Source organism: Corynebacterium sp. KPL2895 (assembly GCF_040225815.1).
Taxonomy (GTDB): Bacteria; Actinomycetota; Actinomycetes; order Mycobacteriales; family Mycobacteriaceae; genus Corynebacterium; species Corynebacterium rhinophilum.
On the sequence record NZ_JBEHFY010000002.1, the window covers coordinates 63,666 to 75,416 of the forward strand.

The following is an 11,751-nucleotide window of genomic DNA, read 5'->3' on the forward strand; positions in this document are numbered from 1 at the left end:
ATTGTCAGGTACAGTCACAGACTATGACCTTGTCCACGTTCGCCTTCGCCTTTGGACTGGTCCTGCTCTCGGGCCTGTCCACCTCCATCGGCGGGGCATTGGCGGTGGGAAAGCGCCAGCCAGGGCCCGCGTTTATGGCCGCGGCCCTGGGGCTTTCGGCGGGTGTGATGCTCTATGTCTCCTTCATGGAAATCCTGCCGGAGGGCATAGCGCAACTTAGCGATGCCCTCGGCGGCGAAAAACCCGGCACCTGGGCCGCGGTAGGAGCCTTCTTCGCTGGCGTTGCGGTCATCGCGATTATTGACCGGATAGTGCCAGAAGAGATCAACCCGCACGAACCGGGCACGACGGAAGAAGATGCCCGGCGCGGCAGGTTGATGAAGACGGGCGTATTTACCGCGGTAGCGCTGGGCTTGCACAATTTCCCGGAGGGCTTTGCCACCTTCTTAGCCGGCCTGGAGTCTAAGGAGATTGCTGTTCCGGTGGCAGTGGCGATTGCCATCCATAATATCCCGGAAGGCATCGCCGTCGCGGTGCCGCTGCGGGAGGCGACCGGCTCGCGCAAGAAGGCCTTTTGGTGGGCTACGCTTTCCGGGCTGGCTGAACCGCTGGGCGCACTCATCGGCTTTGGTCTGCTCTTACCGGTATTGGGGCCGGCCACCATGGGCATTAGCTTTGCCGCCGTAGCCGGCATCATGGTGTTTATCTCCCTGGATGAGCTGCTTCCCACCGCGGAAGAAACTGGTGAACACCACTACGCCATCTACGGCCTTATCGCCGGTATGGCCATTATGGCGGTATCGCTCATGCTGTTTATGTAAATTAGTGCTGCGCTGCCGAGGTGGCAGACGGTGAGCCGGTCGAGGCTTTGACGGCCATGACGATGCTGGCGATGACAAGTCCGAGGATGAGCCCGCACACCATGGACAGGCCGGTTTCGGCCAGCCAGCTCAGCGCGCCATTGTGGATATGTTCAGTGGCAGCCTCGATAAACCCGTGCGGCTGGTCTACTCCGAATTCGTGGAGTCCCGAGGTGACGATATGTCCGCCTACCCACAACATGGCGGCTGTACCGATGATGCCGATGATGTCCAACACGATGGGCATGCCCTTGACCAAGGTATTGCCTAGCAGGGAATTGCCATCGCGGCGCCGGGTTAAGGCCAGGCCAATGTCATCCATCTTGACCAGCAATCCCACGGCGCCATAGACGCCCAAGGTCAAGATGATACCGACGGCGATAAGCGCACCGAGGCGCAGCCAGAAGGGTTGATCGATGACCTCATTTAAGGAAATCACCATGATCTCAGCAGACAGGATGAGGTCGGTGGTAATGGCGGACTTCACCAGGCTATCTTCGGCCTCTGGGCCCTTGTTCTGGACGGTATCGGTGGCCTCGCTAGGGGAGGAGTGGAAGAAGGAGAGGATCTTTTCCGCGCCTTCGAAGCATAAATAGGTACCGCCGCACATCAAGATGGGCGTGAGCGCCCACGGCGCAATCCAAGACAGGATCATCGCAATCGGCAAAATGATGACGAGCTTGTTGATGAGCGAACCCTTGGTGATACGCCAGATCATCGGCAGCTCGCGCTGCGGTTTTATGCCCTCGACGTATTGTGGGGTCACTGCGGCATCATCGACGACGACGCCGAGAGACTTCATAGATGTCTTGCCGCCTAAGGCGGCCACATCGTCGACGCTGGAGGCGGCGGCGCGGGCTATTAAAACGACATCGTCAAGCAGGGCAAAAAGGCCACCGGCCATGGCTTATCCTTCGGGGGCTAAAGTGACGTTTTCTGACCAAGACAAGTCTATGCCGTGGTGGGCAAGCCAGGCCATTGCGTCGTCGCCGTGGCGGGTAATTCCCTCGACCGCGTTCAGGGTGGTGTCGATGGCGAGTTCGGCGTCCTCGGCGGAAATGAGGCCAGCGGACGTCGCTGCGGAGAGCTCGTCGATGTCGAGGACAGTGATGGGCTCGCCGGTGGTGGTGACTAAATCGACGTAGAGATCGCGGGTGGTCCACTCATTGCCTTGGCGCTGGATTTCGGCGACGTCGATATAAAAGTCCTGCTCTACCTCGACGCCGGGGCGGAAGTGGAAGATATTCGCGCGCAGGTTGAGGCTTGGCAGCAGCCATGATTCGAGGTAGCCAAAACGCGGGTGATCGGCACCGCGTGCCATATACAAGCCAAACTCGGTTTCGGTATAGGTATCGACTTGGCGCAGGTAGCCCTTGGGATCGGTATTGGTGAAGGCCGCAGTATTAAAGGTCTCCCGCTTGACTGGGTGGAGATCAACGGCCATTACTTCACCTCTAGGAAGGCGGCGGTGGGGACGAAATCGCAGCGTGCCTCGGTGGTATTAACGGAACCGGAGAGCAGCGCGATGACTAGGCCCTTGCCTGTGTGGGCCGTGCCAGAAAGCGTTGTGGGCCCATCCTGGTTGATGCCGTTATTGTGCAGCGGGGTAATGCCGCTTTGCAGGGTATTGATATTAAACCACTGCACGTTCATGCCTCCTTGGTCCGGTGCTGCCGGTGGGGTGCCCAAGGCGGTAAAGAGGAAGACGGTTTCGCCCTCGCCGGCGCCGGGGGCGGGAATTTCTGTAGGGCCAGGTACCGCGATGCCAGAGCCGGTGGCGGCGTTGGTGCCGCCGATGCAGTTCGCGGAGACGGTGGGCCAATAAAACTGCCGGAAGTACGGGTTATCGCCCTGCGGCATGGGCACACCGCCACCACCGTCGCCGGTGCCGGCGAAGAAGTCCAAGGCGGACAAGATCGTATTGCGGGCGTCTTCGGGGATCCACGGCTGCGCAGCAAAGGCGCGCACGCGGTCCTGGGTTTCAGGGGTAGGGCGGCCGAGCTCATCCAAGGGGCTGGCGGGCATGTGCTGCTGTGCCAGTGAGGAAAGATCTGGGGCGAAGGCCTGTGCGGGCGCTACCAGGGGAGAGGCGAGGCCAATAAGCGCAGCGGTGGCAGCGGCGATGTAGCCGGTGCGGCCGCTTAGGCGCCAAGAAGTTTGGGCGTGGCTCACGGTATCAGGTCCTTATTGTCTCGCGGGGAAAGTAGTATAGCCCCATTGGTCACAGCAGTAACAGTAATAACTCTAGTAACGATAGTTATCCGCTGGGAAGTGTCAAGTACTAGGTCGTTTCAGGCACGCGAGGCGTTACGGGGTGGCATAGGTCGCGTCTTGGCTCCCCAATGCTGCACTATGCCCTGTTAGGGGGTATCGTAGGACGTCGTTCAAGAACATTTCTCGCGCACCAGCGCTTGTAGATCCTCCGAAGGAGAACCCAACTAGTGAGTAATACCGAGTTCCGTAATGTTGCCATTGTCGCGCACGTTGACCATGGCAAGACCACGTTGGTCAACGGCATGCTGGAGCAGTCCGGTGCTTTTGGCGAACACGGTGAGCACACGGACCGCGTCATGGACTCCAACGATCAGGAGCGCGAGCGCGGCATTACCATTTTGGCCAAGAACACGGCCATCCGCCGCCAGGGTCTGGGCAAAGACGGCGCAGACCTCATCATTAACGTCATCGACACCCCGGGCCACGCCGACTTCGGCGGCGAGGTTGAGCGCGGCATTTCCATGGTGGACGGTGTCGTGCTGCTTGTCGATGCCTCTGAGGGCCCCCTCCCACAGACCCGCTTCGTCTTGACCAAGGCGCTGGAGGCCAAGCTGCCGGTCATCGTCTGTGTGAACAAGACCGACCGCCCCGATGCCCGCATCGACGAGGTTGTCACCGAGTCCCAAGACCTGCTGCTGGAAATCGCCGCTGGCCTCGAGGATGAGGAAGCCGCTGCCGCTGCTGAAGAGCTACTCGATCTCCCGGTTCTGTACGCCTCCGGCCGCGCCGGCGTTGCTTCCACCGAGAACCCGGGCGATGGCAACGTTCCCGATAGCGAGGACCTGCAGGCGCTGTTCGATGTCATCTACAACGTCCTGCCCGAGCCCTCCGCTACCGTCGATGCCCCGCTGCAGGCGCACGTTACCAACCTTGACGCTTCCGACTTCCTCGGCCGTATTGCGCTGCTGCGCATCTACGCCGGCCGCATCAAGAAGGGCCAGCAGGTGGCCTGGATTCACTACGACGATGAGGGCAACCAACACACCAAGACCGTCAAGGTTGCCGAGCTGCTGCGCACCGTCGGCTTCGAGCGCCAGCCGGCCGAAGAGGCCATCGCCGGCGATATCGTCGCCATCTCTGGTATCTCCGATGTCATGATTGGTGACACCATCGCCGATCCAGAAAACCCAGAGGCCCTGCCGCGCATCACCGTTGATGAGCCGGCCATCTCCATGACCATCGGTGTGAACACCTCGCCGATGGCAGGCCGCGGCGGCGGCACCAAGCTGACCGCCCGCATGGTTAAGGCCCGCCTGGAGCAGGAGCTTATCGGTAACGTCTCCCTGCGCGTGCTGCCCACCGAGCGCCCCGATACCTGGGAGGTCCAGGGCCGCGGCGAGATGGCTCTCTCCGTGCTCATCGAGTCCATGCGCCGCGAGGGCTTCGAGCTGACCATTGGTAAGCCGCAGGTAGTTACCCAGCAGATCGATGGCAAGACCTATGAGCCCTATGAGATCCTCACCATTGACTCCCCGTCAGAGCACCAGGGTGCCATCACCCAGCTGCTGGCCTCCCGCAAGGGCCAGATGCAGTCCATGGACGTGCGCGAAGGCGACTGGGTGCGCATGATCTTCCGCGTTCCCGCCCGTGGCCTCATCGGTTTCCGTACCCAGTTCATGACCGAGACCCGCGGTGCCGGCATCGCCAACTCCATCTCCGATGGCATCGATGTCTGGGCCGGCGAGATTAAGTCCCGCGCCACCGGCTCCTTGGTGGCTGACCGTAGCGGCCAGATCACCCAGTACGCACTGATGCAGCTGGCTGACCGCGGCAACTTCTTCGTCGAGCCAGGCGCCGAGGCCTACGAAGGCATGGTCGTGGGTGCCAATAACCGCGATGAGGATATTGACATCAACATCACCAAGGAAAAGAAGCTGACCAATATGCGCTCTGCCACCGCAGACGCCACGGTCACCCTGGCCAAGGCCCACACGCTCTCGCTGGAAGAGGCACTGGAATTCTGTGGCAACGACGAGTGCGTCGAGGTAGCCCCAGATGTGCTGCGCGTGCGCAAGCTGGAGCTTTCCGCCACCGACCGCAAGCGCGCCGCTTCCCGCGCTAAGCAGATGAAGAAGTAATCTGCCTCGATCTAAGTGGTGGCTGCGGTTGATGCCGCAGCCGCCGCGATAATCGCCGTCGTCTCCTGCAGTATGGTTTTTACCGCAGAGGCGGCGGCATCGTCGTATTCCACCTGTTGCTTTAATTCTTTGATGCGTTTGCGCATCTCCCGGCGTTTCATTTCGGGCGCATCCTCCTTGAGCAGGGGATAGGCCCCTTTAATCTCGCGGAGAATATCCAAGATAAGCACGTCTTTGGCGCTAGGGGCTTGGGAGCCGTTAAGCACCGCCGCGAGCCTCTCGCGCACCTCATCTTCTAGCGCCGTGTCCGTCATGATGTAACGGTCGCCGCCCAGCTGCCACCACGCGGCATCCTCAATCTCCAATTGGCCGCGGTCCTGAAAATCCTGGGCAATCTTCTCGCGCGGGGAGAACCACCCCGCCTGCAGCAGTGTCTTGACCGAGCAGGTCCGGTGCTCGTGCAGGCTATCCCATGCCCAAGAAAGCACCGGGTGCTCTGGCTTTTTGTCCGTGGCGTGCACCTTATTCTTTGCAGTTATGGCAACTGCTTCGTACAGGAGCAAATCGCTAAAAAGGCCGGCGCGCAGGGCGGTCTCGTTATTGGATAGCACCTCCTTTTTACCGTTGTCCTTGGTAAGCAGGAGGAACATTTCTTGGCAGATGAGCATGGTGAGGAGATCCCTTCAATGGTGATTTCGTACGAGTTTAGCGCGCAGAATCTTCGTGTGGCGGGAAGAAGGTACTAAAGTAGTCCGCGATGAAAAATAGTCTCAAGGCCCGTGCACTTGCTGCCACTGCCGCCATCGGCCTCGCGTTTGTCAGCGGGTGTTCGGCCAATCCTGGCCCTCCGCCGGTGGTAGAAGACTCGGACGACCAGGAATCTACCGCCCAGGAAACGGCATCAACGACGACCGCGACGGACGATGAGCCGCCGCGCGCGGAGGAAGAAAAGTCGCGGCCCACCATTTCCATCGGTGTCGATCCGCTGCGCGCCGGCCTCAACCCGCACCTGGTGGCCAATAACTCCGAGCTCGTGGATCAGATTGCGGAGCTAGTCTTGCCCTCAACGTTCCACTGGGGACGCATGGATACGGACGTCCTGGAATCTGCCGCGGAGGTCACCGCGCCGGAGGGCGTGGCCCAGCGAGTGCGCTACGTTATTGCCTCTCCCGCGCAGTGGTCCGATGGCACCCCGATTTCCGGCGCGGATTTCAGCTACTTGTGGAAGAAAATGACCACGACCGCAGGTGTTAAAGACCCTGCGGGCTACCGCGCCATTTCCGCGGTGACCACATCCGATGGCGGGCGTGTGGTCACGGTAGATTTTGCAGAGCGGGTTAAGGATTGGAAGCAGCTCTTCAACCAGCTCCTTCCCTCGCACCTGCTGCAAAATTCCGATTTTGATTCGGTACTGGCCAATGACATCCCCGCCTCCGCCGGCCGCTTCTCGGTCGATAGCGTGGACCGCAGCCGCGGGGTCATCACGCTCAACCGCAATGACCGCTTTTGGGGCGCCGATCCCGCTCATATCGACGTCGTCCAGCTGCGCGAGGTGCGCGATAGTACCCAGGCGCTCAATATGCTGCGCTCTGGCCAGATTGGGTTCGCGGACTTTACCCCGGGTCAAACCTCGCAGGAAGCGCTCGGCCTGCTGGGACATGTGAGCGATAAGACGGTTACCCGCCCGCGCCAGCTGCGCTTGCACATGTCCACCGAGCACGGCGCCTTGGAGGATGCGGATGCGCGGCGCGGGGTGGCCTCGCTTATCGATACCGAACAGGTCGCCCGGCTCGCCACCGGCCGCGCCTCCAACCTGAAGGCCGGGCATAATCCGGTCTCAGGGGAGGCAAACCTGACGGCCCTGCGCGAACGCGCCAGCAAGAAGCCTATCCGCTTCGCCGTCGATCCGACCAGCCCCACGGCTTTGGCTGCGGCAAATACGCTTTACGATGTCCTCGAGGCCCACGGCATCCCTGCTGAGGTCACCACCGACCGGCTCACCACCATTACCACTAAGCTGCTTCCTGAAGGCAAGGTTGATGCGGTGGTGACTTGGGAGGATATCACCCTAACCTCGCTCTCGGCCGCGAATGTCTTCACTTGCGCCGAAGACCAACCGCTCGCCGGGGACCTCTCCGGGTTCTGCCCCGACAACGCCGCCGAAACACGCATGGACATTCTCTCCGGAAAGATAAGCCCTTCCACCGCGCTGGGACGAATCCGCGAGATCAATGCCCAGGACGTGTTATACGTCCCGCTCTTAGATGAAACGCGTGTGCACGCGCTAGGGGAGGGTATTGTAGGCCCCGGCCAAAGTATTGATGATTGGGATAAAGGGCTGGTCACAGCGCCAGTTTGGAGGATAGATGAGGACTAAGGACTTGGCGGGCTACCGCGTAGTTGCAGTACACGCACACCCCGATGATGAAACGCTTTTTACCGGCGGCACCCTCGCCACCCTGGCCGCGCGCGGTGCGCAGGTCACGGTCATCACCCTTACCCTCGGCGAGGACGGCGAGGTCATCGGCGCGCCTTATCAAGGGCTCGCCGAGCACCATCAGCTCGGTGGCTTCCGCGCCCGCGAATTGGCCTGCGCTCTCTCCGCTTTAGGAGTAGAGGGCATCCAGCTGGGCGGATTCGGCCACTTCCACGATTCCGGCATGGTGGGGTCGCCCTCCCACGGCAACCCCCGCGCGCTGGTCAATCGCTTGGATGAGGCGGTAGATCTGCTCCGCGCGGAATTAGATGTACTCAAGCCACACGCCATCTTGACCTATGGACCAGACGGCGGCTATAACCACCCGGACCACGTGGCGGTGCATAGGGTGGTGGAAAAGGCGGCATCGGCAAGCACGCGCATCTGGTGGGCGATTTTTGACCGCGCCGCCAATTACTCCGGCCTTGAGACCCTCGACGCGCCCGCGGGCTGGCGCAAACCCGATGCCGCGTACTTGGATAATTTCACCACTGCTGGCACGGATCTGGCCTTCGCGCTTGACGATGCCGCCCTCCACGCCAAACGCGCCGCCATGCGCGCCCACGCCACGCAAATCTGGCTGGCCGATGGCAACACCACCGCCACCAACCCCGAGGCCGCCGTCGCCGCCGTCCACGACCCAGCCGCGGTGCCTGGGGCCTACTGCCTGTCCAATAGATTGCTTATGCCCTTGCTGCGCGCCGAATACTTCCAACTCGGCAGGGGCGAGCCCGCAACCGACCTCCTGGGGGAGCTGTAATGCGCGCTGATTTTAGCCGCGGCGAGCAGGTTACAGGCCTTATCTGGCTTTCTCTCGGCGCCCTGCTATCGCTATTTCTGGAGGTCATTTACCTCACCGCCCGGATTCCGCTGGCTGATGGTGCGAGCATAGCGTTTCCCATCACCATCCTCATCGCCGCGGCCTTCAACGTGGTGCTAACCCGCACCGCGCGGCTGTGGAGTGATCGTACTTACATCACGGCCATCCCCACCATCGTCTGGGGCCTGGGATTTTTCGCGCTTATGCTGCTGGTTCCGATTACCGGTGATGTCATCGTGGGCAATAATATTCTCAGCTTGCTCCTGCTTTTGGCCGGAATCGGCGGCGGCGTTTGGCCTTTCCTAAAGCAGAAGTGACATACTATATTTCATCCCCAAACCCATGAAATCAGGAAGATTCAAGGATTCTCCATGACTTATACAATCGCTCAACCTTGCGTTGATGTAATGGACCGCGGCTGTGTTGAGGAATGCCCCGTCGATTGCATTTACGAAGGCAAGCGCATGCTCTACATCCACCCAGATGAGTGCGTGGACTGCGGCGCCTGCGAGCCCGCATGCCCGGTAGAAGCCATCTTCTACGAGGATGACGTTCCCGATGAGTGGATCGATTACAACGAAGCCAACGCAGCATTCTTCGATGACTTGGGCTCTCCCGGTGGAGCGGCAGCCCTCGGCCCGCAAGATTTCGATGCGTCAATGGTAGCCGCGCTGCCCCCACAGAATCAGGAGTAAATCATGGCCCGCACACCGCTAGGACAATCGCTTCCGGATTTTCCCTGGAACTCGCTGGCTGGCGCCAAAAAGAAGGCCCAGGCGCATCCAGATGGAATCGTTGACCTTTCGGTGGGCAACCCCGTAGATCCGGTCGCCCCCGGCGTGCAGCTGGCGCTGTCTTCTGCCGCCGAGGCCCCCGGCTACCCGCAAACACAGGGCACGCCCGAGCTGCGCGAAGCCATCGCCTCCGCCCTGCGCCGCCGCTACCGCATGGACGTGGACCGCGTCCTGCCCGTAGTGGGCACGAAGGAGGCCATCGCGTGGCTGCCCACCCTGTTGGGAATGCGCGGCGAGACCGTCGCCTTCCCCTCGGTGGCCTATCCCACCTACGAGGTCGGCGCCCTGCTCGCCGGGGCCACTCCGCTGCGCGCTGACGACGACTTTCAGGATGCCTCCCTGGTATTCATCAATTCCCCGTCCAATCCCACCGGCCGCGTCGCTGGGGTAGAGGAGCTGCGCCGCATTGTGGCCTGGGCCCGCTCGACGGGCGCCATCATCGCCTCCGACGAGTGCTATATGGGCTTGGGCTGGAACGACGACAACCCGCCGGTATCCATCCTGGATCCGCGCGTGACCGACGGCGATAATACTGGCCTAATCGCCATGCATTCGCTGTCCAAGTCCGCGAATATGGCCTCCTACCGCGCCGGATTCTTCGCCGGCGATAACGATCTCATCGCGGAGCTCTTGGAGCTGCGCAAGCACGCCGGGCTCATCGTGCCAGGCCCGATTCAGGCGGCGATGGTGGCCGCGCTTGACGATGCCCCCACCGAAGCCCTCCAGCGCCAGCGCTACGCCGCGCGCCGCGCCGAATTGATGCAGGCGCTTATCAAGGCGGGCTTTACCATCGACCACTCCGATGCCGGCCTGTACCTCTGGGCCACCCGCGGCGAAGACTGCCGCGAGACCATCGACTGGTTGGCTTCCCTGGGCATCCTCGCCGCACCTGGCGATTTCTACGGCCCCTCGGGCGCACAACACGTGCGCATCGGCTTAAACGGCACCGACGAGCGGGTGCGCGCCGCCGCCGAACGCCTCGCCAGTGCCTAACTCGCCTCGCGCCTTTCGCCCGCCTGCGCGGGAGGGGATTTCTTCCCGCAAGGTGGTCCTGCGCGAACGCGTTCCGCGCGAGGGCGACTACTGGGCCGCCCGCGCGGGCGATTCGCCCTTTCCAGAGGGAACGCTTCTTCCCGCCGGTGCGGCTCTTCCCAGGCCTGTTCCCGCGTGGTACCACCCCTCCGTCCCGCCGGAGGAGCCGATTCCCTTTGACTACTGCGTAGTCCACGCGGATGAAGACATCATTGTTGCCGATAAGCCGCACTTTCTTCCCACCACCACGAATGGCCGCTTGCAGCGCGAAACCCTGCAAACCCGCCTGCGCGTAGACTTCGGCGAAGACGATATCGTGCCGCTTCACCGCCTCGACCGCCTCACCGCAGGCCTTGTCATCTGCTCGCGCCATCCCGCCACGCGGGCTGCCTACCAGCGCATTTTCCTGGAGGGAAGGGCGGTGAAGAGGTATAGGGGCATCGTCAAGCAGCCGCTTTTCTGTGATGAGGAAATCAGGCTGCCTATGCACAAGCCGCGGGGTAGCAGGCAGGTGCTCGTGGCCGATAATGGCACGCCTACCTCGACGTATGTGCGCGCTGCGGGGCGGGAGGTAACCATGTGGCCGCGGAACGGGCATACGCACCAGCTGCGGGTGCTGCTGAATCATCTTGGGCATCCGCTCATCGGCGATGACACATATCCCGCGCCGCGCCCACTCGACCTCTATGACTTCTCCCGCCCGCTTTACTTGCTGCACAAAACTATATCTTTTATAGATCCTTCATCACATTCGGAGCGTCAGTTTTTCAGTTCGCGTGGCTTAGGAACTACAATCAGGTAATTACTAATCTCCGGCAAGAAAGGCAGCCCATGGCAGACCTCAGCGTTGCGCGCTTTGCGTCCAATTTTGGGCAATTCCTCAAGTTTGGTCTTGTCGGCGGCTCGGGAACCGCGGTCAACCTCTTCGTTTATTTTCTCGCGCAGAAGCTCTTTGGCGCGGCGGATATTTTTGCCGAGGACCCCTTCATGAACCTCTTCGGTTCTGCATTCCATATCCGCTGGTACCACGTCTTTGCCACCATCTCCTTCCTCGTAGCCAATACCTGGAACTACCAGCTCAACCGCATGTGGACCTTCCGGACCGTGTCCAAGGTGTCCTGGATTCGCGGTTTCTTCCCGTTCCTTTTGGCTGGAATCGGGGCGTTTATCGTTAGCCAGGTCATCCTGACGCTGCTCATGAATCCGAACTCGCCCGTGGGCCTACCAACCGATGTCTTCGATAACTCCACCGGATTGCGCACCAAGTCCTATTGGGCGCAGGCCATTTCCATTGTCGTTGCGATGCCCATCAACTTCATTATCAACAAGCTCTGGACGTTCCGCTCCAAGCCGAATAAACCCGTCGTCGTCGACGAGGTAGCGCCGGTTTAACTACCCGCTCCTAGCTCGGCCTAGC

Annotated in this window: 13 protein-coding genes; 9 read left to right on the forward strand and 4 right to left on the reverse strand. The window is 61.2% G+C overall.

The window, feature by feature from the left end:
* The first annotated feature begins 23 nt into the window (after window positions 1-23).
* Window positions 24-821, forward strand: coding sequence for a zinc transporter ZupT (zupT, locus tag ABRP95_RS01290; protein WP_284850352.1), 798 nt, complete (start codon window positions 24-26; stop codon window positions 819-821).
* A 1-nt stretch (window position 822) separates the two neighbouring features.
* Here the strand turns inward: zupT and ABRP95_RS01295 are convergent, their stop codons facing one another.
* Genes ABRP95_RS01295 through ABRP95_RS01305 form a run of 3 tightly spaced genes read right to left on the reverse strand, consistent with a single transcriptional unit; the run spans window position 823 to window position 3,032 of the window.
* The gene (locus tag ABRP95_RS01295; protein ID WP_349838825.1) at window positions 823-1,764 is read right to left on the reverse strand and encodes a DUF808 domain-containing protein; all 942 of its coding nucleotides are present in this window, start codon (window positions 1,762-1,764) and stop codon (window positions 823-825) included.
* A gap of 3 nt (window positions 1,765-1,767) precedes the next feature.
* The gene (locus ABRP95_RS01300) at window positions 1,768-2,304 is read right to left on the reverse strand and encodes a ribonuclease FAU-1 family protein (RefSeq protein WP_284850354.1); all 537 of its coding nucleotides are present in this window, start codon (window positions 2,302-2,304) and stop codon (window positions 1,768-1,770) included.
* Window positions 2,304-3,032, reverse strand: coding sequence for an Rv1157c family protein (locus ABRP95_RS01305; RefSeq protein ID WP_284851567.1), 729 nt, complete (start codon window positions 3,030-3,032; stop codon window positions 2,304-2,306). Before ABRP95_RS01305 ends, ABRP95_RS01300 begins: the two co-directional genes overlap by 1 nt.
* Before the next feature lie 269 nt (window positions 3,033-3,301).
* On the opposite strand from ABRP95_RS01305, the gene typA reads away from it, so the two are divergent.
* Entirely contained in the window at window positions 3,302-5,212 is a 1,911-nt protein-coding gene (gene typA, locus ABRP95_RS01310) for a translational GTPase TypA (protein ID WP_284851566.1), read from the forward strand.
* A gap of 11 nt (window positions 5,213-5,223) precedes the next feature.
* Here typA and ABRP95_RS01315 read toward each other — a convergent pair whose 3' ends face one another.
* Window positions 5,224-5,880, reverse strand: coding sequence for a GOLPH3/VPS74 family protein (locus ABRP95_RS01315; RefSeq protein ID WP_284850357.1), 657 nt, complete (start codon window positions 5,878-5,880; stop codon window positions 5,224-5,226).
* Between the two features lie 89 nt (window positions 5,881-5,969).
* On the opposite strand from ABRP95_RS01315, the gene ABRP95_RS01320 reads away from it, so the two are divergent.
* The 7 genes from ABRP95_RS01320 to ABRP95_RS01350 are packed head-to-tail and all read left to right on the forward strand — an operon-like array spanning window position 5,970 to window position 11,726.
* A complete protein-coding gene (locus ABRP95_RS01320) occupies window positions 5,970-7,589 on the forward strand; it encodes an ABC transporter family substrate-binding protein (RefSeq protein WP_284850358.1) in 1,620 nt (539 codons plus the stop codon).
* Entirely contained in the window at window positions 7,579-8,448 is an 870-nt protein-coding gene (locus ABRP95_RS01325) for a PIG-L family deacetylase (protein ID WP_284784664.1), read from the forward strand. The genes ABRP95_RS01320 and ABRP95_RS01325 overlap by 11 nt, the downstream gene beginning before the upstream one ends.
* A complete protein-coding gene (locus ABRP95_RS01330; RefSeq protein WP_284769912.1) occupies window positions 8,448-8,825 on the forward strand; it encodes a hypothetical protein in 378 nt (125 codons plus the stop codon). The genes ABRP95_RS01325 and ABRP95_RS01330 overlap by 1 nt, the downstream gene beginning before the upstream one ends.
* Before the next feature lie 54 nt (window positions 8,826-8,879).
* Complete coding sequence (gene fdxA / locus ABRP95_RS01335) at window positions 8,880-9,203, forward strand: ferredoxin (protein WP_284769911.1); 324 nt, start codon at window positions 8,880-8,882, stop codon at window positions 9,201-9,203.
* Between the two features lie 3 nt (window positions 9,204-9,206).
* Window positions 9,207-10,295: a succinyldiaminopimelate transaminase gene (dapC, locus tag ABRP95_RS01340; RefSeq protein WP_349838826.1), complete on the forward strand. Its 1,089-nt coding sequence runs from the start codon at window positions 9,207-9,209 to the stop codon at window positions 10,293-10,295.
* Window positions 10,296-10,347: 52 nt separating this feature from the next.
* Window positions 10,348-11,136 (forward strand): pseudouridine synthase, encoded by a 789-nt coding sequence (locus ABRP95_RS01345; RefSeq protein WP_284796348.1) that lies wholly within the window; start codon window positions 10,348-10,350, stop codon window positions 11,134-11,136.
* Window positions 11,137-11,165: 29 nt separating this feature from the next.
* Window positions 11,166-11,726, forward strand: a complete 561-nt coding sequence (locus ABRP95_RS01350; protein WP_005280100.1) for a GtrA family protein — start codon at window positions 11,166-11,168, stop codon at window positions 11,724-11,726.
* Window positions 11,727-11,751: the final 25 nt, after the last annotated feature.